The sequence below is a fragment of the Nereida sp. NH-UV-3 genome, from assembly GCF_042939535.1.
Taxonomy (GTDB): domain Bacteria; phylum Pseudomonadota; class Alphaproteobacteria; order Rhodobacterales; family Rhodobacteraceae; genus Nereida; species Nereida ignava.
Window position 1 is genome coordinate 1,197,703 of the sequence record NZ_CP132157.1, and the last position, 25,441, is coordinate 1,223,143.

A 25,441-nucleotide genomic window follows, 5' to 3' on the forward strand; every position below is an offset into this window, starting at 1 on the left:
GATTGGCCCCGCCCGAAAATCATGGCTCTTAGTTCAAGAAGCCCTGCTCTTTGGCAGCAGCTGTGTAGGCTGCTTCAACGTCTGCCAACGCTTGCTCTGCGCTTTCTTTACCCTGCATGAAGTCTGAAAGCTCTGCACCAAGTGCGGAGTGCAACAGACCTTGGTAAGGCACCATTGGGTATGGCACTGAGTTAGCTGCAGCAGCTGCAAATACGCCTTTGGCCGCTTCAGTTGGCTCATAGCCGTCAATCAACCAAACCGCTTGTGTCGCAACTTCTGCGTCATCGAGGATCGCTGGCTCAATCGCTTTTGTAAGCGCTTTGAATGTTGCTGTTGCGTCTTCGTCAGAAATATTTTTGGACACTGTCCAACCATCCCACCACAGTGTTGTCGCAGGTGTATCACCGCCAGCAACAGTCATTGGGCCTGCAATTGCAAAACCGTCAACCACTTCTTGCGGCACACCTTCTTCGGTTACCAGACCAGCCGCACGGCTGCCCCACATGTTCATCATTGCAACGTTACCCGCACGGTATTCGGCGTTTGTTGCGTTTGAATCATGTGTGAGGAAATCAGGTGACATGTACTCTGAAAGTGACTTCAACATGGTCAGCGTCGCAACGCCTTTTTCGTTGTTGATGTCTACTTCAGCTGAACCCGGCTTAAAGAATTCGCCGCCGTGGCCGATGTACATGTTGTTGAACTCTTGTGCGAGGTTCCAACCAGCTTTGTATGAACCGCCAAGTGGGTTTTCCAGGATGCCCATGTCGCGGATCTTTTTCGCACCAGCAAGCATTTCTTCGTAGGTTGTTGGCACCTCAACGCCAGCTTCTTCAAGAACATCCGCGCGGTACACCAGGTGCTGCGCGTTTGCCATGAAGGCGACAGCCATAACCTTGCCGTTCACGGTGATCAGCTGGTTTTTCTTAAGGTCTTGGCCGTACTCGGCAACCAGGTCATCAAGTGGGCGGATGACGTCTTCGTTCATCAATGCCACGATGGATGAGTTGGCAACGATCGCTGATGTGTACTCAGCAGGGTTGGATGTCATACCCGCGACGTTGATCTTTTGGTGGTCCGCAGTGAGGTTCGTTTTCACCTCAACATTGTCGTTTGCACATGCCACAGCACCTGCACCAACAGTTTGGATCGCTGGGAATTCGTTACCAACAATGTTTACACGACCCGCGTCAATGCCGCAGTTCGAGTGGCCAGCAGCTTGCGCCGCAGCCGTAGCAGCGATGGAAATTGCCACCGCAGTTGTGATTTTTTTCAGAAACATAAGTCTCTCCCTGTTTGCTTTAAAAGGGCAGCGAGCCACCCAATTGACGCCCCACAATTGACTGCGGAGACATTTATTAGAAGGCTTACGCCTCCAATCGCTCACCAGTATCCGAACGGAACAGGTGACAAATTTCTGCAGGTATCGACACCGCAACTGGCGCGCCAATCTCCGTCCGGTAGTCTTTGCTGGCCTTCACGTTAACCAACGCCCCACCAATACGGATAGCAACCATCGTTGCGTCGCCCAGCAACTCCATCGTGTAAGCAGGCGCGTTAGCATCGCCCTTGCCGTCCACAACAGACGCATCTTCGGCACGGAAGCCCAAAGTGATCGGCCCATCAGGTGCCGTAAGTCCGCCCACCGAAATACCATCGGCATTAAAGACGCCCGCCTTCATATCACCTTCAACAAGGTTCATTGCAGGCGAGCCGATGAAGCTGGCTACAAATGTGTTTGCTGGCGCGTCATAAATGTCAGTTGGCGTGCCAACCTGCTGAACAACACCCTGCTTCATAACAACAACGCGGTCAGCAAGTGTCATCGCCTCAATCTGATCGTGCGTGACGTAAATAGTCGTAACTTTAAGCTCGTGACTAAGATTTTTGATCTGCGCACGGGTCGAGACCCGCAGTTTTGCGTCAAGGTTTGAAAGCGGCTCGTCCATCAAGAACACGTTCGGTTCACGCACAATCGCACGCGCCAGTGCCACACGCTGTCGTTGACCGCCCGAAAGTTCTGCGGGCTTACGGTGCAAGAACGGCTCCAACTCAACCATTGCCGCTGCGCGCATCACACGCTCGTCATGCTCGGCCGTTGGGACTTTGCGCACTTTCAACGGGAAGCGAATGTTGTCGTAAACATTCATGTTCGGGTAAAGACCATAAGACTGGAACACCATCGAGATGTCACGGTCTTTTGGTTCAAGATCATTCACGCGCTCGCCGTCGATGATGATGTCACCCTCAGTGACGTCTTCGAGGCCAGCGATCATACGCATGGTTGTCGTCTTGCCGCAGCCGGATGGCCCGAGGAGGACAAGAAACTCCTGATCAGCGATCGTTAGGTCGAAATTCTGAACCCCAACAAAACTACCCCACCGCTTACCAACATTCTTAAGCTGAATTTCAGCCATCACTTCCCCCTGCGTCGTGACCCGTGCGCCATTTTTGCACACGTTTGCAAAAAGGCTAGACTCGAGATGCTCTATTTGCAATTCGCTTTTTACACAAACAGCAAAAAACGCGAGATGCGCCGATGACCGTTGATCCAAGAAACACCCTAAGAAACGCTCTGCAAACGTTGTGGACAACAGGCGACGGGGCAGATGTTATCGCCGAAGATGCCGTATTTTCAGTAGCTTGGCCTGTGAACGAGTTGGTGGGGCGCGACACGATTGTTGAAAACTTCATCACGCCCATACGCAATGCGCTGGCCGATGTTCATCGGCGCGACCTAATTTTTATCGGCGGTGACAATATTCGCGAACAAGGCGGGTACTGGTGTGCGACGGTCACTCATTACGTTGGCAACTTCACCAAGCCTTTATTCGGATTGCTGCCTTCCGATTCTTTGGTGTTTTTGCGCGCAGGTGAATTCTACCGCGTTGAAAACGGTCAGATTAGGGAAGCCAAAATCATCTTTGATTTGCCCGATGTTATGCACCAAGCGGGCTGCCTTCCCCTGCCCTCACTGGGAACCGAAATTACATTTCCTGCCCCCGCCACACAGGATGGCCTTTGCCCGCAAACCGAAGACGGCGAGGCATCCCTAAATGTTGTGCAGCGGATGTTGGGCGCGCTTCATGTGTTTGATCCCGTCACCAAAACAAGCGCAAGCCAGACAGGTGAAGACGGCACATGGGCCGACGATATGATGTGGTACGGACCTGCGGGGATCGGGTCAAACTACCGCTGGGAGGGTTTTAGCAAAGATCACCGCGTGCCCTTCCTTGATGCGTTTCCTGACCGCAAAGGGGGCAACCACTACTGCCGCATCGGGGATGCAAACTATGCTGCCGTCAGCGGCTGGCCATCGATGACCATGACGTTTCAAGGCGATTATCTTGGCCAACCCGCCGATGGCCGCGCCCTTACCCTGCGCGTGATGGATTTTTACCGCGTCGCAGATAACCGCATCAAGGAAAACTGGGTAACATTAGACTACGGAGACCTGTTTGCGCAGATGGGTCGTGATCTGATCGCTGAGGCAAACGCACTGCGCAGCTAAGTGCAAAAAACAAAGCGCCGCCAAGCCAAACGGACCGCGGCGCTTTGATTTTGGAGCAGCTTTCTTTAACGGATACGCTCTTCCGATAGGCCGTCAAACACCATGACGCGATCCTCGTCGAACGACAGGCCGACCAAATCGCCTTTGGCAGACCGGTGATCACCACGCTCCTCAACAACGATTTTTTCGCCCGTTTTCGAGGACAAGTAGGCGTATGACACGCCGCCGAGTGCTTCGGTCAACTCAACCGTAAATGTATCACCATCGACAATCTGCGCGTGCTCTGGGCGCAGCCCAAGGCTAACCGCGGTGCCGTTTGCAGGTTGCTCAACAGATAGCTTCATAGTCGTGCCAAACGCAGGCACGTCGAAGCCGTCCTTGGTTGCCGTGCCATTCACAAAGTTCATTGCAGGCGAGCCGATAAAGCCGGCCACAAATTTATTGTCAGGATCGCGGTAAAGATCCATGGGCGCGCCCACTTGCTCAATCCGACCTGAACGCAGCACAACGATCTTATCCGCAAGGGTCATCGCCTCGACCTGATCGTGGGTCACGTAAATCATGGTTGCGCCTATTTCTTCGTGAAGACGTGCGATTTCCACACGCATTTCAACGCGCAATTCTGCGTCCAGATTCGAAAGCGGCTCATCGAAAAGAAATACTTCAGGCCCGCGTACAATCGCACGGCCAATCGACACCCGCTGACGTTGCCCCCCTGATAGCGCGGCTGGCTTGCGAGCAAGGTACTCATCCAGCTTCAAAATGCGCGACGCCTCAGCAACCTTTTGTTCAATCTCGGCTTTGGGATGGCCGTTCATTTTCAGGCCGAAGCCCATATTTTCTTTGACAGTCATGTGCGGGTAAAGCGCGTAGGTCTGAAATACCATCGAGACACCACGAAGAGATGGATCAAGACGCGTCACATCACGGGGCCCAATGCTGATCTGCCCTTCAGTAGTTTCCTCAAGACCTGCCACCATCCGAAGCAACGTAGATTTGCCACAGCCAGAGGGGCCAACAAAAACGCAGAATTCGCCATCTTGGATATCCAGATCAATCCCGTGAATGACCTGCGTTTCGCCGTAGCGCTTGATGACGTTGTTTAGCTTAACACCAGACATGACTTAATCCTTTACCTATTGGGCAACTGTGTCAGGGAAGCGCCAGTCTTGCACCTCAGCTGCAATCGCTGTTGTTGTTTGTTGTATGCGCGGCACGAGCTGCTCAAGCGCTGCCAGATTTGTGCGAGCAGTGGTTGATGTAACAGACAGCGCACCAAGCACGCGCCCACGTTCGCTCAAAATCGGGCACGCCACACAAATGATGGTTGGCTCGTGTTCTTCGCGGTCAAATCCGTATCCATGGGCGCGGATTTCTGCCAGTTGGGCTCGCAACGCGGCCTCATCCGTCAGGGTGTGCTCCGTGAATTTGTGAAACAATTGCAGCGGCATGATCTGGCTCAGCGTTTCTTCCGGTAGATGTGCAAGCATGGCTTTACCGACGCCTGTGCAATACGCAGGCCCCACTTTGCCAGCGGATGAATACATCTCCACCGGTTCGGCCGTGTTGCGCTTATCCACGTATAACACCTGCGCCTGATCCAGCTGCGCAAGGTGAACGGTTTCACCTGTTTCAGCGGCAAGCGCATCCAAATGCGGCCGCGCAATTGGCGCCAGTGATGACGTCCGCCACGCTGCATGGGCCAACCGAACAAGCCGCACACCAAGCGAATAGCTTTGTCGATCAGGATCGAACACCAACATCCCCTCGCGGGTCAAAGTTTGCATAAGACGGTACAGCGTACCCTTGGGATAGGGCGATGCGGCAAGCAGCTCTGCAAACCGAACGGGTCGATTGAACTCGGCCACGCGGTCGAGCACATCAAGCGCCTTGCCAACTGTTCCGCCACTCGCGTCCACGTTCATAATCACTTTCCTCCCAAGCGGGCCGACAACTTGCGACAGCCCTGTTGACAAGCCTATGCGAGTCGGCGTTATCATTTCAATATGTAAAACGTGGTTTCAAATAATGAAACCTAGTACATAGTTGGAAGCACCTAGGGAGGATACCATGCGTTCCATTTTGAAAGCGTCTGTAGCGGCGCTTGGATTTGCTGCACTTGCAACCGGCGCCGTCGCTGACGGTCACGGTAAAAAATTGTCAGGCGATCTGCGAATTATCTCTGACATGTCAAACCCTGCGCCTCGCGCAGTGATGGAAGGTCTTGCCAAAGAATTTGGCGAAAAGCACCCAGACCTGAACATTGATCTGGAAATCGTTGACCGCGAAGCGTGGAAGACACAGATCCGCAACGCCCTGACAGCCAACGCACCTGACGTTGTGAACTGGTACGCGGCAAACCGGATGGGTCCTTACGTGAACGCAGGCCTTTTCGAAGACATCTCCGACATGTACGAAAACGGTGACCTGCCCGGCCTTGATGCCGTAAAAGGCGCGATGACCCTTGATGGTAAGCAATGGGGCGTGCCCTACACATACTACCAGTGGGGTATGTACTACCGTGAAGATATGTTCAAAGAGTTGGGCCTAACTGAGCCAACAACTTTTGAAGAAGAGCTCGCCAACTGCCAAAAAATCGTCGACTCCGGTAAGAAATGTTACGCAATCGGCACCAAGTTCCTTTGGACTGCTGGCGGTTGGTTTGACTACCTGAACATGCGGACAAACGGCTTTGATTTCCACATGCAGCTTGCACGCGGCGAAGTTGAATGGACCGATGCACGTGTCCGCGAGACTTTTGCAAACTGGCGCAAAATCATCGACATGGGCGGCTACATTGACGACCATCAGTCATACAGCTGGCAAGAAGCGCTTAAGTTCATGACAGACGGTGAAGCCGCTTCATATTTGATCGGTAACTTCGCTGTAGCACCAATGCGTGATGCGGGCCTTAGCGATGATCAGATTGATTTCTATCAGTTCCCACTGATTGATGCGTCTCTGCCACAAGGCGAAGATGCACCAACTGATACGTTCCACATCCCAGCCAATGCGTCGAACAAAGACAACGCGCGTGCGTTCCTGCAGTTCGTCACATCCGCTGATGTGCAAACGAAAATCAACTCTGGCGACGCACTTGGTCAGCTTCCGGTTAACGCAGCCTCAAGCGTGGACGCGGATGAGTTCCTTGAGCAGGGTTTTGCAATGCTGTCCGGCAATGCCAAAGGCGGCGTAGCGCAGTTCTTCGACCGTGACTTCCCCGCAGAGATGGCAAGCGTTGGCATGGAAGGTCTGCAAGAGTTCATGGTCTTCCCAGACAACCTTGACGATATCCTTGAGCGCCTCGAAGACGCACGCCAGCGTATCTACAAGTAAAATAACTGTCGGAGGGCGGCCCAGCGCTGCCCTCTGACTTCTAACAACGCACCCAAGATCAGCTTTTTCGAAAACCCGCTTACAAAGACACAATCGGCTTTTCGTATAAGGTGACCGACCCAGCCCGGAGGCGACCAACATGACGGCCTTGCCCGACCCTACATCGCAACCACAACGCAGCTGGTACAAGCGTAACGAGATCGCAGTGACCCCATGGCTGTTTTTGCTGCCGGGGATGTTTTTCTTTGCGTTCTACGTCATCTACCCAATCTTTCAGTCGTTCTGGATTTCATTTCATGAGTGGGACGGACTGGGCGAAAAAGTATGGGTAGGTACGGCCAACTACGAGCGCCTTCTGGGTGGTGACCGTAAGTTTGAGACCTCTTTTTGGAACAACCTGAAATGGCTGTTCTTGTACTTGCTGGCTATTCCGGCAGGTTTGTCGATTGCGTTGCTGCTCAATCAAAAAGTACGCGGCATCCGGCTTTATAAATCGCTCTTTTTCTTTCCGTTCGTGTTGAGCCAAGTGGTTGTCGGGCTTGTGTTTTCGTGGTTCTACCTTCCCCGCGAAGGGTTGCTGAACGCAATTCTCGCCGTGGTCGGCGCAGGCCCTGTCAATATCTTGGGTGATCCGTCAACAGCCACCTATGGCATTATTGCTGCCGGTTTATGGCCGCAGACTGCCTATTGCATGATTTTGTATCTTACGGGCCTGAACGCGGTAGACCCCGAACAGATTGAAGCCGCGCGCCTTGATGGCGCAAAGGGTCACCGCATGCTGTGGCACGTGGTGTTGCCCCAGCTGAAACCCGCGACGTTCATCGCCTTTGTGGTGACCATCATCGGTGCGCTGCGTTCATTTGATTTGATCAGCGTTATGACCAACGGTGGCCCTTTCGGTTCAACCCGCGTCTTGAGTTTTTACATGTACGAGGAATCTCTGTCGGAGTTCGGCTTCCGCATGGGATACGGCGCGGCAATTGCCGTGGTCCTTTTCTTCATCATGCTCTTCTTTATCGTCTACTTTTTGTGGTCGATGTACCAAGATGAAAGAGGAGGCCGCTAATGTTTCCGACCCCAATCGAAAAGACATCGCGCACGTGGCAATTGACGTATCAAGGCCTTCTACCAATTGTTCTGCTGATCTGGCTTTTGCCGCTGATCGCAGTGGCTACGTTTTCTATCAAGCCGTCTGCCGACTTCACAAACGGCAACTACTGGGGGCTGCCAACATCCTTTGAGCTATTCACGAACTACGGAAAAGTTTTCTTCGAAAGCGATATGCCCCGCTACATGATCAACTCTGTGTTAATCACTGTTCCCACTGTGATTGGCGCGGTTGCTCTTTCAAGCATGACTGGGTTTGCGCTTGGGGTGTACCGTTTCAAAGGCAACCTCGCGATCTTCTTTTTGTTCATCGCAGGCAATTTTGTACCGTTCCAAATCTTGATGGTGCCCGTGCGCGACATTTCCGTGAACCTTGGGCTTTATGACACCAAAGTCGGTCTGGTCCTTTTTCACATCGCGTTCCAAACAGGCTTTTGCACTTTGTTTATGCGCAACTTCATCAAAGCCCTGCCATATGAGTTAATCGAAGCCGCCCGCGTTGAGGGGATCGCAGAGTGGCGTATTTTCTGGTTTGTAGTTTTGCCCTTAATGAAGCCCGCCTTGGCGGCTTTGTCTGTGTTGATTTTTACCTTCATCTGGAATGATTACTTCTGGGCAGTTGTGTTGACGCAGGGTCCGGACGCACAACCTGTCACTGCGGGGATCACCAGCTTTAACTCTCAATATCGTGCGGCATACCACCTGATGAGCGCCGGCTCTATTGTTGCTGCACTACCTCCTGTCGCGATGTTTTTCTTGATGCAAAAGCACTTCATCGCGGGGCTAACTCTCGGAGCTGTCAAATAGCATGCACCATTGGCGATTAGACGATGCACGTCAGACACTGGTTCTGGCAACCAAGGGCGCGCGGCTGCCCCAAGTGATCTATTGGGGCGCACCTCTGCCTGCGGATGAGGATCTGGAAACGCTCCAGGCGGCCTATCAGCTTGATGTGACGGGCGGCATGCTGGATGAGAACCCGGATTTGTCAATTTGCCCCGAAGCATCGCGCACATTTCCCGGCCAGCCCGGTCTGATTTGTCGTGATACAGACGGTACACCTTTGTTGCCAAAGTTCTGCTTTGAAAAAGCGGAGACTGATGGCGGGCTGACCCTAAGTTTTCGCGATGATGAGAACCGCCTCACTCTGACCGCCATTTACGCGATCAACCCTCAAACGCATATCATCGCCGCCAAGCACATTCTTGAAGCGGATCGCTCGATCCATTTGCATTGGCTGTCCGCGCCAGTATTCCCCGCCCCACAAAACGCCAGTGAGATGATCGATTTTGCAGGCCGTTGGTGTGGTGAATTCCAGCTTAATCGTACGGCATGGTCTGCCGGTATGCGCTACCGTGAGAACCGGACGGGCCGCACAGGTCACGAACATTTCCCGGGCCTAATCGTGCCCTGCGAAGGTGCCACAAACACGAACGGCGAGGCGTATGGCTTTCACTATGGCTGGTCCGGCGGACATAAAATGATCGCCGAGGAACTGCCCGATGGGCGGCGTCAAATCCAGTTCGGCCATGCCGCGCGAATGGAAACAGAAGCAGCCACCCGTTTTGAGACCGCAACACTTTATGCAACGTTTTCGGGCCACGGGTTGAACGGCTGCGCCACAGCATTTCAACGCCATACCCGTGATCAGATTGTGACCTGGCCCAAAGGCCAAATCGCGCGGCCTGTGCATTACAACTGTTGGGAAGCTGTCTACTTTGATCACAAATTGGACGTCCTCAAAGACATCGCCACCAAGGCGGCCAATCTGGGCGCAGAACGTTTCGTGCTGGATGACGGTTGGTTTGGTCGGCGCGACGACGACACGACGTCCCTGTCCGATTGGCAAGTCGATCCGCGCAAATACCCCGATGGTTTAGGCCCGCTAATCGATCATGTTCACGCCGAAGGAATGACGTTCGGCATCTGGTTTGAGCCTGAGATGATCAACCCCGACAGCGATATCCACCGCGCCAATCCGCACTGGGCGTTGGGCAGCGAAGATCAGACCCTTGGCAGGCAGCAAAAAGCCCTCAACATGGCGCTGCCCGAAGTGCGCGATTTCCTTTATGATCGCATGTCTGCGATCTTGCGTGACCACGATGTGGACTACATCAAATGGGACCATAACCGTGTACTCCCCGCCCCTGACGCCGCACAAACACGCGGCTCATATGCCCTGATTGACCGTTTGCGCCACGATTTCCCGCAGGTCGAGATTGAAAGCTGCGCCTCAGGTGGTGGCCGTATAGACATGGGTATTCTAAAGCGCACCCAGCGTGTCTGGCTGTCAGACAGCAACGATGCGCTTGAGCGGCTCAAAATTCAGCATAACGCCGCCCTTTTCCTGCCACTGTCCGTAACAGGAAGTCACGTTGGTCCGCGCAAATGTCACACGTCAGGGCGTAGCATCGATATTTCGATGCGCGCGTGGGTCGCCGCACAGCGCCACATGGGCTTTGAAATGGACCCCCGTGAACTGGACGATCGTGAAGAGCGGGTTCTGCGCGAAGTCACAAGCTGGTGGAAAGCGAACCGCGACTGGATGCAACGTGCAGATATTTTGCGCCTCGACAGCGCCGATCCGGCGGTCATCGCAGAACAGCAACTTGCCGAAGATCATAGCCGTTTTGTTGTGTTTGCCGGCAAAGCAGACACAAGCGCGCAAATTGCCCCGCGCCCGCTTCGCTTGACCCGTCTTGACCCAACGGCACGCTACCGCATCCAACTGATGAATGGCCCCACAGCACCTGCACTATCGCGCGGGGATCAGCGCATCAAAACCGAACCTATGGAATTTTCCGGAGCCTATCTAATGAACTACGGCGTCACCTTGCCATGGAATTTCCCAGAGACCATGTGGGTATTGGAAGGAACAAAACTATGACTGACAAAAAGCCCCGCCGCTCGTCCCATTGGTACGGCAAACTCGACAAAGACGGATTCATTCACCGGTCGTGGATGAAGAACCAAGGGTTTCCAGACCACGCTTTTGATGGCCGTCCCATTATTGGGATTTGCAACACATGGTCAGAGCTCACACCATGTAACTCGGGCCTTCGCGACTTGGCTGAGGGCGTAAAGCGCGGCGTTTGGGAAGCGGGTGGTTTTCCTGTCGAGTTTCCGGTGATGAGCCTGGGCGAGACACAGATGAAGCCTACTGCAATGCTGTTCCGCAACCTGCTTGCCATGGACGTAGAGGAATCCATCCGCGCCTACGGCATCGACGGTGTCGTGTTGCTGGGCGGCTGTGACAAGACAACACCGGGCCAATTGATGGGTGCGGCATCTGTCGATCTTCCGTCCATTGTCGTGTCCTCGGGGCCGATGCTGAACGGGAAATACAAAGGTTCCGACATCGGCTCTGGAACGGATGTGTGGAAATTCTCGGAAGCGGTACGCGCAGGCGATATGACTTTGCAAGACTTCATGAACGCCGAGTCTGGTATGTCGCGCAGCAAAGGCGTGTGCATGACCATGGGCACAGCCAGCACGATGGCGTCGCTTGTTGAGGCGATGGGCATGTCCCTTCCGACCAACGCAGCCCTGCCTGCTGTGGACGCGCGCCGCATGGCGCTGGCGCATATGACGGGCAAACGAATTGTGGAGATGGTTGATGAGGACCTAAAGCCGTCCGATATTTTGACCAAAGAAGCGTTTGAAAATGCGATCCTTGCCAATGCCGCAGTGGGTGGTTCCACAAACGCAGTCGTGCACCTTCTGGCAATTGCGGGGCGTGTGGGCGTTGATCTAAGCCTTGATGATTTTGAGATCGGTGGTGAAATTCCCCTGTTGGTCAACTGCATGCCGTCTGGCAAATACCTGATGGAAGACTTCTGTTACGCGGGCGGAATGCCTGCGGTTCTGTCTGAACTCGGCTCTCACATACGATCTGCCAAAACGGTGCTTGGCGGGGACATTTCAGCCTATGCGCAGGGCGCAGAAAACTACAACACAGATGTCATCAAAACCTTCGACGACCCCGTAAAGCCAGCTGCGGGCCTGCGAGTGTTGCGTGGCAATCTGGCGCCCAACGGAGCCATCGTGAAGCCTTCAGCAGCCACCGATGCATTGCTTGAACACGAAGGCGAAGCGTATGTCTTTGAAAACATCGAAGACTTAAAAGCAAATATTGACCGCGATGATTTGCCAGTCACGCCGGATACTATCTTGGTGCTAAAGGGCTGTGGTCCGAAGGGCTATCCGGGGATGCCTGAAGTCGGCAACATGCCAATTCCAAAAGTGCTTGTTCAACAAGGCGTACGCGACATGATCCGTGTTAGCGATGCGCGTATGTCAGGCACTGCTTACGGCACTGTTATTTTGCACGTTAGTCCCGAAGCAAATGCGGGCGGGACTTTGGCGCTGGTAAAAACAGGCGACCGTATCCGCGTAAGTGCAAGTGGCGGTGTGTTAGAGTTGCTGGTCAGCGAGGACGAACTGGCAGCCCGCCGTGCAGATTGGCAACCAGAGGAACCTCACTATACACGCGGGTATGCCAAACTTTATATCGATACTGTTTTACAGGCGGACAAAGGCGCTGACCTTGACTTCTTGGTCGGCAAAGACACCCGCCTCGTCACAAGGGAGAGCCACTAATGCACCCCACATTTCATGACCTAAAAGACGCCAGCGTTTATATCACAGGAGGCGGATCAGGCATCGGCGCCGCACTTACAGATGCGTTCTTGTCCCAAGGTGCAAAAGTGGCCTTTATCGGCCGCGAAGACGCCAGCGCGTTTTGCGACGCGATGGAGCAAAAGCACGGGGCGCGCCCTTTATTTTTGCAAGGTGACATCACAGATACGGACCACCTGAAGGCTACGATGGATCAGGCAGTTGCGGCACATGGGCCGCTACGCTGTTTGATTAACAACGCCGCAAATGACCAACGTCACAGCACAGCCGAAGTCACGCCTGACTTTTGGGACTGGATGATCTCGATCAACCTCAAGGCCTATTTCTTTGCGTGCCAACACGCCGCGGCTCTGATGGCCAAAAACGGTGGATCGATCATCAACTTCAGCTCTATCAGTTACATGATGGGCAATGCGGGATACCCGATCTACACGACTGCAAACTCTGGCATCAATGGCATGACCAGAAGCCTCGCCCGTGAGTTTGGCCCCGACAACATCCGCGTAAACGCCGTGGCGCCAGGTTGGGTGCTGACACAGAAACAAAAAGACCTGTGGGTGACAGAAGAAGCGCTTGCCGCGCACATCGATAGGCAGTGCCTAAAAACCCCCCTCGCCCCGGATGACATCACTGGCGCGTGCCTCTTTATGGCCTCCGATGCCTCCAAACTGATGACAGGTCAGGCAATGGTGATCGACGGCGGCGTGGTAACAACGGGATGACCGACGTGGAGTGGATCGCAATTGATTGGGGCACCTCGAACCTGCGGGTTTGGGGAATGAACGCAAACGGTCGTGCAGTGCGTGAAGCAACCAGCACCAACGGCATGAACGTGCTTGCCCGTGATCAGTTTGAAGACGCGTTGATGGCGCTAGTCAGCACATGGCTGGACGAACCTACAATTGCCATTGCATGTGGCATGGTCGGTGCGCGCCAAGGCTGGATGGAGGCACCCTATAGCACTGTGCCCTGCGAGCCGTTGGGCGAGGGTATCGTAAAAGTTCCGACCCAAGACGCGCGGCTGCAAATGCATATTCTGTCGGGCATAAACCAGACCAGTCCCGCAGATGTGATGCGCGGTGAAGAAACGCAAATCGCAGGTTTTCTCGCGCTTAACAAAGACTGGGACGGTGTCATTTGTTTGCCCGGTACGCATACGAAATGGGTCCATGTGAGTGCAGGCGAAGTGGTCAGTTTCCAGACCCTCATGACCGGCGAATTGTTTGGCCTTCTCAGCGAGCAAAGCGTTTTGGCGCACTCCGTCACCTCCGAAGGTTGGAGCGATGCAGCATTTGAAGACGGCCTAAGCACAGCGATGTCGCGGCCTGAAGCATTGGCCGCGCGCTTGTTCAACATTCGCGCCAGCCAGCTTCTTGAGGACACCGCACAAGACACAGGCCGTGCGAGGCTTTCTGGTCTGCTGATCGGGGCAGAGCTTGCCGCGACAAAACCCTATTGGTTAGGTCAAAACGTAGCCATTGTCGGAAGCGCACCACTTGCTAGCCACTACACAACGGCCCTACGCGGCCAAGGTGTTCCTGTGACCGAAACAGATCCTGTCGCGATGACCCTTGCAGGCCTGACAGCAGGCTACAAGAAATTGAAAGGCATCACATGAGCCGTCCTATCATTGCTATTTTGCGGGGCATTCCCACAGAGCAAGCAGCCGAAGCCGCGTCAGTTATTATCGAAGCAGGCATCACCACTATTGAGGTACCAATGAACAGCCCCGACCCCATCGGGGCGATCAAGGCAATGGTGGATGCCCACGGCCAACAGGCGCTTATCGGGGCCGGCACTGTTCTAAGCAAAGCACAAGTGGACGCGGTCGCTGACGTAGGTGGAAAGCTCATCGTTTCGCCCAACACAAATCCAGACGTCATCGCACATACGGTCGCACTTGGGCTTCAATCCTGGCCCGGGGCCTTTACGCCGACCGAATGTTTTGCGGCCCTTGAAGCAGGGGCCACAGGATTAAAACTTTTCCCCGGTAACATGGCGGGGATCGGCGGCCTAAAAGCAATCCGCGCAATTTTGCCCCAAGGCACACAGGTTTACGCCGTAGGCGGCGCAGGACCCGATAATTTCGCAGAATGGATCGCAGCAAGCGCTGACGGGTTTGGCATCGGTTCTAGCATCTACAAGCCGGGAATGAGCACAGACACCATCGCCAAAAATGCAGCGACGATTGTTACCGCCTATGATGAGGCCATAAATGATCTTTGATGAACGGGCCTGCGCGCTTGGTGAAGGACCTCTGTGGCATCCGTTGCGACAGGAGCTGTTCTGGTTCGATATTTTGGGAAGAACCCTGCACTCGAGCACCAAGACATGGCAGTTTAGTGAACACGTCTCGGCCGCTGGTTGGATGTCTGAAACACAGCTTCTGATTGCGTCCGAAACGGCTTTGTTCACGTTTGATCTGGAAACGGGCGTGCGTGAAATTGTCACCGAGCTGGAAACCGATTTGCCTGATAACCGTTCAAACGATGGGCGCGCTGATCCTTGGGGGGGCTTTTGGATTGGCACGATGGGTAAGAAGGCGCAGCCCAAAGCCGGTAGTATTTACCGCCTGTTCGAAGGCAAGCTGCACCGCCTGTTTACGGACATCACGATCAGCAACGCCATCTGCTTTGCACCTGATAAATCCTGCGCCTATTTCACGGACACGGCGACAAAACAGATCATGCGTGTCCCCCTTGATGATGCAGGGTGGCCCAATGGCGCGCCTGCCGTACACCTTGATCTGACGGCCCAAGGCCTCAACCCGGATGGTGCAGTGACAGACGCCAACGGCAATTTGTGGATAGCACAATGGGGTGCGTCACGGGTCGCTGTCTATGATCCCACGGGAGATTTCATTGAGGCGCATGAGTTCAGTGCTAGCCAAATCAGCTGCCCTGCGTTGTCTGATCAAGGGCTTTTTGCGACCAGCGCTGCCATCGATGTGACAGAGACCGACGGTGGCAAGACTTTCTTCAAGCCGCTCAACGTATCGCCCCAGTTGGAGCATCAAGTAAAAGTATGACCCCTACACAGCCCCGCACCCTTGGCACCTGTTATTATCCCGAACACTGGGACCGCAACATCTGGGAGGATGATGCACAACGGATGGTCGAAGCAGGCCTGAGCTGGGTCCGGATCGGCGAATTCGCTTGGTCACGGATTGAGCCGCGCGAAGGTGAATTTCACTGGGACTGGTTGGATGACGCAATTGAGATTTTGGGCCGTGCTGGCCTGAAAGTTGTGTTGGGCACCCCCACAGCGACGCCCCCCAAATGGGTATTGAACAAATATCCCGACATGCTGGTAGTTGACGCACAAGGACAGCCACGCAAATTTGGCTCGCGCAGGCACTACTGCTTTTCGCATTTGCCATACCGCGCAGAGGCGGGCCGGATCACCCACGATTTGGCAGAGCGCTATGGGTCAAACAACTTCATCCACGCATGGCAAACCGACAACGAATACGGCTGCCATGATACTGTCATGTCCTACTCGGATGCGGCGCGGAGTGGCTTTCAAAACTGGCTCGCAGCGCGCTACGGCGACATCACAGCCCTGAATAAAGCATGGGGTAACGTCTTTTGGTCGATGGAATATGATGATTTCTCTGAGATCGATCTGCCTAACCTAACGGTGACCGAACCAAGCCACATCCACCAGCTTGATTTCATGCGGTATAGCTCGGACATGGTTGTGGCCTTTAACAAGGTTCAGACCGATATTTTACGCGCTCATACAGATGCGCCACTGATCCACAATTACATGGGGCGTATTGTGGAGTTTGATCATTTCGGTGTGGGGGCAGACCTCGATATTGCATCATGGGACAGCTACCCGATTGGCTTTTTGTCAGACCGTCTTGAAGCAAGCGACGCACACAAACAGCACTTTTTGCGCCAAGGTGATCCGGACTTTCAGGCCTTTCACCACGATCTATACCGCGCAGTGGGGCGCGGGCGTATGTGGATCATGGAACAACAACCTGGTCCGGTAAATTGGGCCCCCTACAACCCTGCCCCTCTTGATGGAATGGCCCGTTTATGGGCTTGGGAAGCCTTTGCGCATGGTGCTGAAACCGTGTGCTATTTCCGCTGGCGACAGGCACCTTTTGCCCAAGAGCAAATGCATGCAGGCTTGCTGCATCCTGACAGTACCGATGCGCCCGCCCTCAGTGAGGCACGCCAAGTTGCGAACGAAATTAAGGCGATGCCTGATGCCAAGAATGCGAAAGGCGATGTGGCGATCATATTTGATTATGCCTCGGCGTGGGCGTGGTTTGCACAACCACAGGGCGCTGATTTTGATTATTTCAGACTTGTCTTCGACACGTATCGCGCCTTGCGGCGCGCGGGCCAAAACGTAGATATCCTACCGCCGGATACACCCTCTCTTGACGGCTACAGCGCCGTTTTCGCGCCTGGTCTGATGACCATTCCCGACGGGCTGCGCAAGATACTGCGAAGCACCGAAACGCCCATCGTTTTGGGGCCGCGTACCGATACCAAAGACATCAATCTAGCCATCCCAACACCGATGGGCCCAAATGTTGAGGGGCTTGATGCCACTGTGCGGATCACCGAAAGCATTCCGCCCACTACGAAGTTTGACCTGAAAGGCGGCGGTACCGCGCGCCACTGGTTTGAGCACATCACAGGTGACGCGGAAACGCACATCGAAACGATCGACAACCAGCCCGTGCTGGTCGGAAGCAGTGGCCTGTTCTATCTGGGCGCATGGCTTGATGAGGCAGGGTTTGACCGCGTGATCCAGATGTTTGTGACGCCCCACAAAATGCCAACTGGTGTGCGTGTTCGCGACACAGATACCCATCGGTTTTGGTTCAACTACAATCCACACAGCGTCACAATTGATGGGAATGAGATATCAGCAGCAGGTGTAACATGGCAGAAATTGTAAGCTTTGGCACAATGCCCGACGGCACCGAAGTCCATAAAATCACTCTCGCCAATGACGCGTTATCTGCAAGTTTTCTGACTTTTGGGGCGACACTACAATCAGTCTACCTGAACGACGATGCACAGAACCTGACCCTTGGGTTTGATGATCTTGGCTCGTATCTGGCCCCCGGCAACATGGTGGGCTGCGTCATCGGACCGGTGGCAAACCGCATCGGCGGCGCACGTGCAATGTTCGACGGAAAAGAGCTGAAGTTCGATCCATCAAGCGGCGGGAATACTCTGCACAGCGGCCCTGATGGCTGGCACAATCGTGTGTGGGATATTGTGGACAGCACAGAGCGGTGCGTCACGTTTATGCTGAAAGACCCTGACGGTTTGGGCGGTTTTTCCGGCAACAAAACCGTGACCGCGACCTACGCCATTGCAGGCAATCGTATTGAACTTGCCATTGTGGTCACAAGCGACGCACGAACACCTATTGCCGTAACCCACCACGGGTATTGGAACCTAACTGGCGCGCCAACAATTGATGATCACTCACTTGAAGTGCGCGCAGATCAATACCTGACCTCAGAAAACAGTCTGCCCAATGGCATTGCAGAAGTTGCGGGTACTGGGTTTGATTTTCGCACGCCACGACTGATCGGAGATACGTCTGTCGATAACAACTTTTGCTTATCACAACAGACGTCTCCCTTGCGGGAAGTCGCGGTGCTGCGTGGCGGCGACAAAGCCTTGCACTTATGGAGTACGGACGTGGGCCTGCAGGTCTATGATGGTATCTCATTGAATGTAGATGGGCCGATGCCGCGCGCTGCCCTGGCGCTTGAGCCGCAAAGGTGGCCAGACGCGCTGAACAATTCAGACTATCCATCCGTTACTTTAGAAGCCGACGGTGTGGCTACTCAAGTTATGCGCTGGCAGTTTGAGAAAATCAGTTCTGGGAATTGATCAAAGGGTCACCAATCATCTGCACCGCCGCTGCAAGATCGATTTTTTCGCCAAATTTTTCTTCGCGCAGGAACCGCAGCGTATAGGCCATCACGATCGGGTTATTCATCATAAACGTATGGCTAACCGGCAATGTGATGTGAGAGCGCATGCCCGCCAATTTCGTGCTTTCTACGGACACTTTACCATCATGGGGCCCGTCGATCAAAACAGCACCAAGTGCGCCAAGCGGTACATTGCCCGCAATGATGCCAACAGGATAATCAACGCCGCCTAATTGGCTGGGAACGCTGCCATCATTGGTACCAAGTTGACGACCAGCGGGACCGTTGAGCCATTCAAAAGGCACCAGATCGCCGAAGGTATCCACCAACTCTGACCCCTGATTTGGGGGCGCAAGCATGACAACACGCCCAAGATTGGCTGGACGTATTTTTTCAAGATAGGCGCGCACCAGAATTCCACCCATTGAGTGGGTGACAAAATGCACCTTGCGACCCCCACACTCGGCAACTGCAGGACCAAGCGTTTGGGCGACCAGTTGCTCAATCGGCAATTGGCGCGAGGGGTAGCCGGGGTTGACCGTATGATAGCCCTGCGTCCGCAAAACACCCTCAAGCACCGCAAGCGACGTGTCGCTGCGCGCCAACCCATGTAACAGAACTACGCATTCCGCCGTTGCCGGTTGCGCGGTCAAACCCAATGCCACAAGCGCCTTAGCGACCCACGAACGCATAACTTTCAAATCCTGCCCGTTTCAAATCTTTTTCCGAATAAACATTGCGCAAATCTGCGAAGCGCGGCGTGTTCATCCGCCGTGCAATCCGGTTTAAATCAAGCGCACGAAATTCGTTCCACTCGGTCAACAAAACACACAAATCAGCTTTCTGCACGGCCTTATATGCGTCCTCGACCCACACAACTCCCGGCAAAAGCGTTTCACCCTCATGTCTGCCTTGCGGATCAGTAACGACCACTTTCGCCCCTGCGCCCACCAAGGCAGGCACAATGGTAAGGCTTGGCGCATCGCGCATGTCATCTGTATTGGGTTTGAACGTGACCCCCAGAACGGCGATGGTTTTGCCGTTAAAGCTGCTATCACACAGGGTGAGAAGCTTCTCAATCATGCCGCGCTTGATCTCTTCATTCACCTTGATGACCGTTTCCGTGATCTGCATTGGCACAGCATGTTCTTGGCCAATACGCGCCAACGCTTTGGTATCTTTGGGAAAACACGAACCGCCATAGCCCGGCCCTGCGTGGAGGAATTTATTGCCGATCCGCCCGTCAAGGCCCATACCCTTCGAGACCTCTTTCACATCCGCACCAACTTTTTCACACAGTGCAGCGATCTCATTGATGAATGTGATCTTGGTGGCGAGAAATGCATTGGCGGCGTATTTGATCATCTCTGCGCTTTCCAAATCCGTGGTCACAATTGGAAAATCCCTCAGAAAAAGGGGGCGGTAGATTTCAGCCATCACATCTGCGGCACGTTCGTTTTGCACCCCAACCACAACCCGATCTGGGCGCATAAAATCATCAATTGCCGCCCCCTCACGCAAGAACTCTGGGTTTGATGCCACATCGAACAACGCGGCTGTGTTTGCTTTGCGGATAATCTGTTTAACCTGACGGTTTGTACCAACAGGGACTGTCGATTTGGTCACCACCACTGTGTAGTCTTCGATCAGATGCGCAACCTCTTCTGCGGCGGCATATACATATGTCAGATCCGCGTGTCCGTCGCCCCGACGGGTCGGTGTACCAACGGCAATAAACACCGCATCGGCACCCTTCATGGCACTGGCCAGATCAAGGGTGAAAGACAGCCGACCAGCCGCAACATTTTTCGTCATCAGCGCTTCAAGGCCAGGCTCAAATATTGGGACATGGCCCGCATTAAGCTGCTCAATCTTGGCGGGGTCCTTATCCACACAGACTACGTCATGCCCAAAATCCGAGAAACAAATCCCCGAAACAAGCCCGACATAGCCGGTTCCAATCATCGCTATGCGCAATTAACCACTCCTGACACTCATTGGTCTAACTCGTCAAAACAGTGCGCGGGGAAGCGGTGCAAAATTGGCCGCGTTCCGCTCTAACTTTTGACTTATTTGCGCACGATACTCAGCGATAATGACAAGAGTGAGGCACTTCGATGACTGAACAAAGAACCGCTTTGGTAACTGGCTCGGCAGGCTTCATCGGCTTTCACCTGTGCCAAAGACTGCTGCGCGACGGGTTTCGCGTGATCGGTCTAGACGCCATGACTGATTACTATGACGTTGCCCTGAAAGAGCGCAGACATCAGATTTTACTGCAAAGCGAAGGGTTCACGGCCTGTGAAGACAGGCTTGAGGACCAGCAGGTGCTGCATACCCTTTTTGAAAAGTACCGCCCCGATGTGGTCGTGCATCTCGCTGCCCAAGCAGGGGTCCGCTATTCAATCGACAATCCGCGCAGCTACGTTCAGTCCAATCTAATCGGCACTCACGAGCTGTTGGAAGCGGGGCGCGCCTTTCCGCCAGCGCACATGCTGCTTGCCTCAACCAGTTCCGTCTACGGTGCCAACACACAAATGCCTTACGCCGAGACCGACAAGGCAGATACGCAGATGTCATTCTATGCGGCCACTAAAAAGGCAAACGAAGCGATGGCCCACAGCTACGCTCATCTTTTTGACCTGCCCATCACAATGTTCCGATTTTTCACTGTTTACGGTCCTTGGGGGCGGCCAGACATGGCATTGTACAAATTCACACGCAACATTTTGGCCGGTGAGCCGATTGATGTGTACAATCACGGCGAAATGAGCCGAGACTTCACCTATGTGAGCGATCTGGTCGAAGCGATCCGCTTACTTATTGAAGCAGCCCCTGAGCGTAGCAAAGATATCGCCCAAACTGACAGCCTGTCGCCAGTTGCGCCATGGCGGGCGGTAAATGTAGGCAACTCGGAGCCAGTCAAACTGATGGATTTCATAGCGGCCATTGAAAAAGCCACGGGAAAAACCGCAAAACTCAACATGATGGACATGCAGGCCGGCGACGTGCCGGCGACATGGGCAAACGCGCAATTGCTGAAAGACCTGACCGGATACCAACCTCAAACAAGCGTTGCGCAGGGCGTTGAGGAATTCGTGCGCTGGTACCGCGACTATTACCATACATGATGAGTAAAAATGGTGGCGTGGGGGAGACTTGAACTCCCGACCTATCGATTATGAGTCGATCGCTCTAACCAACTGAGCTACCGCGCCACTGGCGGCTGATTTATCGACGGCACCCCATGGCGTCAACCCGCAAACTCGTGCAAATTGCCTTCAACGAAGGGGATGACCATGATTTCTGAATTGCAAAGCATTGTTGGCGAAAATTATGTGACAACCGGCAAGGATTTGGCCGCCTATTCCAGCGACTGGGTCGGCTGGTATAGCTGGGAACCTCTTGCATTGGTCCGTCCTGCAAATACCGCAGAAGTTGCGGCACTGGTCAAATGGGCGAACGAAAACAAAACAGCAATCGTGCCCGTGAGTGGCAATACCGGCCTGAATGGTGGAACCCATGCTGAAGGGGCCGTGATGCTATCGCTCGACCGGCTCAACAAAATCCGCGAAATGCGGGCCGACGCACGGGTGGCAGTTGTTGAGGCTGGCGTGATAATGTCCCAACTGCATGATGCAGCAGACGCCTTGAACCTTGTGTTTCCAATGACGTTTGGAGCCAAAGGCAGCGCGATGATCGGCGGAATGCTATCGACCAACGCAGGCGGCTCAAACGTTTTGCGTTACGGCAACACCCGCGATCTTTGCCTTGGTCTTGAAGTGGTCACCCCCCAAGGCGAGATCATGGACCTGATGGGCGCGCTTCATAAAGACAACTCTGGTATCAACCTAAAGCATTTGATGATCGGTGCAGAAGGTACTCTTGGAATCATTACCGCCGCCGTTATGAAGCTGGCCCCGAAACCGTTAGCCTACGCCACAGCCATGCTGGCGGTGCCTAACCTTGATGATGCTTTGCGCCTTCTGAACAACCTTCAGCAGGCAACAGGCGGCGGTGTTGAAGCATTTGAATATATGACGCGCCCTTATGTTGAGGCGCACATGAAAAACCACGGGGGCGGTGAGCCATTCGATGCGCCACACCAGATCAATATCCTGTGCGAAGTAGGCGCTACAGCGCCGCGTGACGCAGACGTGCAGCCTGACGGGTCTGTTCCGATCACGTCCTATCTTGAGGATGTCTTGGGCCGAATGGTGGAAACCGGTCAGGTGTTGGATGCCGTAATTGCACAAAACGAAGCGCAACGCCGCCAGATGTGGGAGCGGCGCGAGGCAGCGGGCGAGGTTCTTCTCAGCCACAAACCACTGGTCAACACAGATGTTTCCGTCGCGCTTGACGATGTCAGCCGCTTTATCAGGCTCGCCGATGCGCGGATGCAGCAGATTGATCCCGGCGCACAACCCATGATCGTCTCACACTTGGGCGACGGTAATGTGCATTATGCAGTGTGGCCCACCACCCATGATGAGGCCGTGCATAAAGCCATGGTTGAGGCGATTGAGGATTGCGTCGTTGAAGTACAGGGCAGCTTTTCGGCCGAACATGGGATTGGGATCTCAAAGCTTGATACGATGTCGCGACGCAAAGACCCCGCGGCCCTTGCGATGATGCGCACCCTGAAAACGGCGCTCGACCCAAATAACATCCTCAACCCCGGCAAGGTGATTCCACCGGCGCCGGCGGATTAATTCAGCCAGCTGAAGAAGTCATCGTCCGCTTGACTGCGCAACTTACGGGCCATTTCAACGCCCAGCTTTGCGCCGTCAGCCACAGAACAGGTTTGCTCATCACTAAGCACTTCAGAACCATCAACGCGCAAAATTTCACCGCGCAAGGTCAGAGTATCGCCATCAATTGTGGCCAATCCGCCAATTGGCGTTTCGCAAGAGCCATCAAGAGCACCCAAAAAGGCGCGCTCTGCCGCAAGACGTTGGGTTGAGAGGGTATCGTTGATGGCGCTAAGCATCTCGCTGACACGATCATCACCCAAACGTTGTTCAATACCGATACAGCCCTGAGCCACCGCCGGCAGCATTTCTTCAGCCTCAATCGCGGTGCGGGGCACCTCGTCCATTGCCAACCTGTTCAACCCGGCCATGGCAAGGAAGGTTGCTTCAGCCACGCCGTCTTTCAACTTTTTCAATCGCGTTTGAACGTTTCCGCGAAATTCGACGATTTCCAGATCAGGACGATAATTCAAAAGCTGCGCTTTGCGCCGCAGGGATGATGTGCCAACCACAGCCCCCTCGCGCAGATCAGCAAGTTTGCCACCATCCAAAGAGACAAACGCATCACGCACATCTTCGCGGGGCAAATAAGTTGTCAGCGCAAGCCCGTCCGGCTGCGCAACGGGCATGTCTTTCATCGAGTGGACCGCAATATCAATGGCGCCAGACAGAAGATCGTCTTCAATCTCGCGGGTAAACAGACCCTTACCGCCGATTTCTTTCAAAGGCCGGTCCAAAATGCGGTCACCGGTTGTTTTGATCACAACAATCTCAAAAGCACCCTCAGGCAGATCAAAGGCCGTCATCAACCTTTGCCGGGTTTCATAAGCCTGCGCGAGCGCAAGCGGCGAACCACGAGTGCCGATTTTCAGCGGTGCATCGAGAGAAGGTAGAGTCATAATTTACATTGTCCACTTTTGTTGACACAATAGGTGTCTATAAGTTGAGTGGCCATTCCTCAACCCCGAGAACCTTAACTGGCCACATTCAAAAAGCAAAATATCTTTTCGCAAGAAAAGTCCCGTGATACCAAGCGTCTAGTTCGGCGCGCCCGAAGCAAGGAAATTCCGATGAAGGACAGCATCACCATGACAAAGCCAAAGAAATTGCTGCAAAGCCTTGCGGGCGAAACGCTTGAGACGCCTCCGATCTGGATGATGCGCCAAGCAGGGCGCTACCTACCAGAGTATCGCGCCACCCGTGCACAGGCCGGTGATTTTCTATCACTTTGCTACAATCCGGAATTAGCCGCAGAAGTAACGCTTCAGCCAATACGCCGCTACGGCTTTGATGCTGCGATTCTTTTCGCCGACATTTTGCTAATTCCCGAAGCACTTGGCGCTGATCTTTGGTTTGTCACCGGCGAAGGCCCCCGCCTTTCCACCATCACAACCGACGCGGACTTTGCCAAAATCAAAAGCGCGGATGATGTTCATGATCACCTTGCGCCAATTTACGAGACCGTAAAGATTCTTGCACGTGAACTGCCGGAAGAGACTGCGCTGATCGGCTTTGCGGGCGCGCCTTGGACCGTTGCCACATATATGATCGCAGGTCGCGGCACCCCTGACCAAGGGCCAGCACATCAGCTGATTGCTGAGAACCGCCCGCTGTTTGAAGCGCTGATTGACCGTCTGACGGACGCAACCATCGCGTATCTGTCGATGCAAATCGAAGCCGGTGCAGAAGTTGTGAAACTGTTCGACAGCTGGGCAGGCTCGCTTAAGGGTGACGACTTCCAGAAGTACGCCCTTGCCCCCGCAATCAAGATCATCACAGCGCTCAAGGCAAAACACCCCACCACACCGATCATCGCCTTCCCTCGCGAAGCAGGTGATGGGTACATCGGCTTTGCAAAAGCAACGGGCGCAGACTGTGTCGCCCTCGATAACTCCGTCAGTGCCGAGTGGGCCGCGCGCAATGTGCAAGTTGATGGCTGCGTTCAGGGTAACCTCGCCTCAAGCCATATGGTTACCGGCGGCCAAGCACTTGTTGATGAAACACGCGCCATCGTTGATGCCTTCAAGGGTGGGCCACATATTTTCAATCTTGGTCACGGCATCACACCGGATGCTGATCCCGAAAACGTACAACTGATGATCGACACAGTTCGCGAAAAACGCAGCTAACCAGTTTCATTAGATTAACAAAAAGGCCGCGCATTCATTTGCGCGGCCT

At 54.2% G+C, this 25,441-nt stretch carries 22 protein-coding genes and 1 tRNA gene; 15 read left to right on the forward strand and 8 right to left on the reverse strand.

Annotation, left to right across the window (positions count from 1 at the left end; all coding sequences use genetic code 11):
* Positions 1-28 precede the first annotated feature (28 nt).
* On the reverse strand, positions 29-1,282 hold the full coding sequence (locus tag NeNHUV3_RS05920; protein WP_391483130.1) for an ABC transporter substrate-binding protein: 1,254 nt from the start codon (positions 1,280-1,282) through the stop codon (positions 29-31).
* A gap of 85 nt (positions 1,283-1,367) precedes the next feature.
* The gene (locus NeNHUV3_RS05925; protein ID WP_391483131.1) at positions 1,368-2,417 is read right to left on the reverse strand and encodes an ABC transporter ATP-binding protein; all 1,050 of its coding nucleotides are present in this window, start codon (positions 2,415-2,417) and stop codon (positions 1,368-1,370) included.
* Between the two features lie 122 nt (positions 2,418-2,539).
* On the opposite strand from NeNHUV3_RS05925, the gene NeNHUV3_RS05930 reads away from it, so the two are divergent.
* Positions 2,540-3,511, forward strand: coding sequence for an ester cyclase (locus NeNHUV3_RS05930; RefSeq protein ID WP_391483132.1), 972 nt, complete (start codon positions 2,540-2,542; stop codon positions 3,509-3,511).
* Positions 3,512-3,576: 65 nt separating this feature from the next.
* Here NeNHUV3_RS05930 and NeNHUV3_RS05935 read toward each other — a convergent pair whose 3' ends face one another.
* A complete protein-coding gene (locus NeNHUV3_RS05935) occupies positions 3,577-4,632 on the reverse strand; it encodes an ABC transporter ATP-binding protein (RefSeq protein ID WP_391483133.1) in 1,056 nt (351 codons plus the stop codon).
* Between the two features lie 15 nt (positions 4,633-4,647).
* Positions 4,648-5,436, reverse strand: coding sequence for an IclR family transcriptional regulator (locus NeNHUV3_RS05940; RefSeq protein WP_048598915.1), 789 nt, complete (start codon positions 5,434-5,436; stop codon positions 4,648-4,650).
* A 145-nt stretch (positions 5,437-5,581) separates the two neighbouring features.
* Here NeNHUV3_RS05940 and NeNHUV3_RS05945 point away from each other — a divergent pair, with 145 nt between their 5' ends.
* The 11 genes from NeNHUV3_RS05945 (at position 5,582) to NeNHUV3_RS05995 (ending at position 18,468) form a co-directional block, all read left to right on the forward strand.
* Complete coding sequence (locus tag NeNHUV3_RS05945) at positions 5,582-6,847, forward strand: ABC transporter substrate-binding protein (protein WP_177193427.1); 1,266 nt, start codon at positions 5,582-5,584, stop codon at positions 6,845-6,847.
* A 139-nt stretch (positions 6,848-6,986) separates the two neighbouring features.
* Positions 6,987-7,913 carry a carbohydrate ABC transporter permease gene (locus NeNHUV3_RS05950; protein WP_048598914.1) on the forward strand — a complete coding sequence of 309 codons (927 nt, stop codon included), beginning with the start codon at positions 6,987-6,989 and terminating at the stop codon, positions 7,911-7,913.
* Positions 7,913-8,761 carry a carbohydrate ABC transporter permease gene (locus NeNHUV3_RS05955; RefSeq protein WP_048598913.1) on the forward strand — a complete coding sequence of 283 codons (849 nt, stop codon included), beginning with the start codon at positions 7,913-7,915 and terminating at the stop codon, positions 8,759-8,761. Before NeNHUV3_RS05950 ends, NeNHUV3_RS05955 begins: the two co-directional genes overlap by 1 nt.
* A gap of 1 nt (position 8,762) precedes the next feature.
* Positions 8,763-10,841 (forward strand): alpha-galactosidase, encoded by a 2,079-nt coding sequence (locus NeNHUV3_RS05960; protein ID WP_391483134.1) that lies wholly within the window; start codon positions 8,763-8,765, stop codon positions 10,839-10,841.
* Complete coding sequence (locus NeNHUV3_RS05965; protein WP_048598911.1) at positions 10,838-12,553, forward strand: IlvD/Edd family dehydratase; 1,716 nt, start codon at positions 10,838-10,840, stop codon at positions 12,551-12,553. Before NeNHUV3_RS05960 ends, NeNHUV3_RS05965 begins: the two co-directional genes overlap by 4 nt.
* A complete protein-coding gene (locus tag NeNHUV3_RS05970; protein WP_391483135.1) occupies positions 12,553-13,314 on the forward strand; it encodes an SDR family NAD(P)-dependent oxidoreductase in 762 nt (253 codons plus the stop codon). Before NeNHUV3_RS05965 ends, NeNHUV3_RS05970 begins: the two co-directional genes overlap by 1 nt.
* Entirely contained in the window at positions 13,311-14,210 is a 900-nt protein-coding gene (locus tag NeNHUV3_RS05975) for a 2-dehydro-3-deoxygalactonokinase (RefSeq protein ID WP_391483136.1), read from the forward strand. Before NeNHUV3_RS05970 ends, NeNHUV3_RS05975 begins: the two co-directional genes overlap by 4 nt.
* Positions 14,207-14,818 carry a 2-dehydro-3-deoxy-6-phosphogalactonate aldolase gene (locus NeNHUV3_RS05980; RefSeq protein WP_391483137.1) on the forward strand — a complete coding sequence of 204 codons (612 nt, stop codon included), beginning with the start codon at positions 14,207-14,209 and terminating at the stop codon, positions 14,816-14,818. The genes NeNHUV3_RS05975 and NeNHUV3_RS05980 overlap by 4 nt, the downstream gene beginning before the upstream one ends.
* The gene (locus NeNHUV3_RS05985) at positions 14,808-15,620 is read left to right on the forward strand and encodes an SMP-30/gluconolactonase/LRE family protein (RefSeq protein WP_391483138.1); all 813 of its coding nucleotides are present in this window, start codon (positions 14,808-14,810) and stop codon (positions 15,618-15,620) included. The genes NeNHUV3_RS05980 and NeNHUV3_RS05985 overlap by 11 nt, the downstream gene beginning before the upstream one ends.
* Positions 15,617-17,515 carry a beta-galactosidase gene (locus tag NeNHUV3_RS05990; protein ID WP_391483139.1) on the forward strand — a complete coding sequence of 633 codons (1,899 nt, stop codon included), beginning with the start codon at positions 15,617-15,619 and terminating at the stop codon, positions 17,513-17,515. Before NeNHUV3_RS05985 ends, NeNHUV3_RS05990 begins: the two co-directional genes overlap by 4 nt.
* Complete coding sequence (locus NeNHUV3_RS05995) at positions 17,500-18,468, forward strand: aldose epimerase family protein (protein WP_391483140.1); 969 nt, start codon at positions 17,500-17,502, stop codon at positions 18,466-18,468. Before NeNHUV3_RS05990 ends, NeNHUV3_RS05995 begins: the two co-directional genes overlap by 16 nt.
* On the opposite strand, the gene NeNHUV3_RS06000 is transcribed toward NeNHUV3_RS05995, so the two are convergent.
* Together NeNHUV3_RS06000 and NeNHUV3_RS06005 are read right to left on the reverse strand one after the other, a co-directional pair.
* Complete coding sequence (locus NeNHUV3_RS06000; protein WP_391483141.1) at positions 18,452-19,204, reverse strand: esterase/lipase family protein; 753 nt, start codon at positions 19,202-19,204, stop codon at positions 18,452-18,454. The two genes, NeNHUV3_RS05995 and NeNHUV3_RS06000, sit on opposite strands and share 17 nt — an antisense overlap.
* Complete coding sequence (locus NeNHUV3_RS06005) at positions 19,185-20,489, reverse strand: UDP-glucose dehydrogenase family protein (RefSeq protein WP_391483142.1); 1,305 nt, start codon at positions 20,487-20,489, stop codon at positions 19,185-19,187. Before NeNHUV3_RS06005 ends, NeNHUV3_RS06000 begins: the two co-directional genes overlap by 20 nt.
* A 140-nt stretch (positions 20,490-20,629) precedes the next feature.
* On the opposite strand from NeNHUV3_RS06005, the gene NeNHUV3_RS06010 reads away from it, so the two are divergent.
* Positions 20,630-21,643: a GDP-mannose 4,6-dehydratase gene (locus NeNHUV3_RS06010; RefSeq protein ID WP_391483143.1), complete on the forward strand. Its 1,014-nt coding sequence runs from the start codon at positions 20,630-20,632 to the stop codon at positions 21,641-21,643.
* A 10-nt stretch (positions 21,644-21,653) separates the two neighbouring features.
* Here the strand turns inward: NeNHUV3_RS06010 and NeNHUV3_RS06015 are convergent.
* Positions 21,654-21,730 (reverse strand) — tRNA-Met (locus tag NeNHUV3_RS06015).
* 75 nt (positions 21,731-21,805) lie between these two features.
* Here NeNHUV3_RS06015 and NeNHUV3_RS06020 point away from each other — a divergent pair.
* A complete protein-coding gene (locus NeNHUV3_RS06020; RefSeq protein WP_391483144.1) occupies positions 21,806-23,224 on the forward strand; it encodes an FAD-binding oxidoreductase in 1,419 nt (472 codons plus the stop codon).
* Here NeNHUV3_RS06020 and hemC read toward each other — a convergent pair.
* Positions 23,221-24,162, reverse strand: a complete 942-nt coding sequence (hemC, locus tag NeNHUV3_RS06025) for a hydroxymethylbilane synthase (RefSeq protein WP_048598900.1) — start codon at positions 24,160-24,162, stop codon at positions 23,221-23,223. The genes NeNHUV3_RS06020 and hemC overlap by 4 nt on opposite strands.
* A 189-nt stretch (positions 24,163-24,351) precedes the next feature.
* Here hemC and hemE point away from each other — a divergent pair, with 189 nt between their 5' ends.
* On the forward strand, positions 24,352-25,392 hold the full coding sequence (gene hemE, locus NeNHUV3_RS06030) for a uroporphyrinogen decarboxylase (RefSeq protein WP_391483179.1): 1,041 nt from the start codon (positions 24,352-24,354) through the stop codon (positions 25,390-25,392).
* Positions 25,393-25,441 lie beyond the last annotated feature (49 nt).

Excerpts from the sequence above, each read along its gene's own strand:
- NeNHUV3_RS05920 (WP_391483130.1), bottom strand. The coding sequence starts at position 1,282 with ATGTTTCTGAAAAAAATCACAACTGCGGTGGCAATTTCCATCGCTGCT.
- NeNHUV3_RS05925 (WP_391483131.1), bottom strand. The coding sequence starts at position 2,417 with ATGGCTGAAATTCAGCTTAAGAATGTTGGTAAGCGGTGGGGTAGTTTT.
- NeNHUV3_RS05930 (WP_391483132.1), top strand. The coding sequence starts at position 2,540 with ATGACCGTTGATCCAAGAAACACCCTAAGAAACGCTCTGCAAACGTTG.
- NeNHUV3_RS05935 (WP_391483133.1), bottom strand. The coding sequence starts at position 4,632 with ATGTCTGGTGTTAAGCTAAACAACGTCATCAAGCGCTACGGCGAAACG.
- NeNHUV3_RS05940 (WP_048598915.1), bottom strand. The coding sequence starts at position 5,436 with ATGAACGTGGACGCGAGTGGCGGAACAGTTGGCAAGGCGCTTGATGTG.
- NeNHUV3_RS05945 (WP_177193427.1), top strand. The coding sequence starts at position 5,582 with ATGCGTTCCATTTTGAAAGCGTCTGTAGCGGCGCTTGGATTTGCTGCA.
- NeNHUV3_RS05950 (WP_048598914.1), top strand. The coding sequence starts at position 6,987 with ATGACGGCCTTGCCCGACCCTACATCGCAACCACAACGCAGCTGGTAC.
- NeNHUV3_RS05955 (WP_048598913.1), top strand. The coding sequence starts at position 7,913 with ATGTTTCCGACCCCAATCGAAAAGACATCGCGCACGTGGCAATTGACG.
- NeNHUV3_RS05960 (WP_391483134.1), top strand. The coding sequence starts at position 8,763 with ATGCACCATTGGCGATTAGACGATGCACGTCAGACACTGGTTCTGGCA.
- NeNHUV3_RS05965 (WP_048598911.1), top strand. The coding sequence starts at position 10,838 with ATGACTGACAAAAAGCCCCGCCGCTCGTCCCATTGGTACGGCAAACTC.
- NeNHUV3_RS05970 (WP_391483135.1), top strand. The coding sequence starts at position 12,553 with ATGCACCCCACATTTCATGACCTAAAAGACGCCAGCGTTTATATCACA.
- NeNHUV3_RS05975 (WP_391483136.1), top strand. The coding sequence starts at position 13,311 with ATGACCGACGTGGAGTGGATCGCAATTGATTGGGGCACCTCGAACCTG.
- NeNHUV3_RS05980 (WP_391483137.1), top strand. The coding sequence starts at position 14,207 with ATGAGCCGTCCTATCATTGCTATTTTGCGGGGCATTCCCACAGAGCAA.
- NeNHUV3_RS05985 (WP_391483138.1), top strand. The coding sequence starts at position 14,808 with ATGATCTTTGATGAACGGGCCTGCGCGCTTGGTGAAGGACCTCTGTGG.
- NeNHUV3_RS05990 (WP_391483139.1), top strand. The coding sequence starts at position 15,617 with ATGACCCCTACACAGCCCCGCACCCTTGGCACCTGTTATTATCCCGAA.
- NeNHUV3_RS05995 (WP_391483140.1), top strand. The coding sequence starts at position 17,500 with ATGGCAGAAATTGTAAGCTTTGGCACAATGCCCGACGGCACCGAAGTC.
- NeNHUV3_RS06000 (WP_391483141.1), bottom strand. The coding sequence starts at position 19,204 with ATGCGTTCGTGGGTCGCTAAGGCGCTTGTGGCATTGGGTTTGACCGCG.
- NeNHUV3_RS06010 (WP_391483143.1), top strand. The coding sequence starts at position 20,630 with ATGACTGAACAAAGAACCGCTTTGGTAACTGGCTCGGCAGGCTTCATC.
- NeNHUV3_RS06020 (WP_391483144.1), top strand. The coding sequence starts at position 21,806 with ATGACCATGATTTCTGAATTGCAAAGCATTGTTGGCGAAAATTATGTG.
- hemC (WP_048598900.1), bottom strand. The coding sequence starts at position 24,162 with ATGACTCTACCTTCTCTCGATGCACCGCTGAAAATCGGCACTCGTGGT.
- hemE (WP_391483179.1), top strand. The coding sequence starts at position 24,352 with ATGACAAAGCCAAAGAAATTGCTGCAAAGCCTTGCGGGCGAAACGCTT.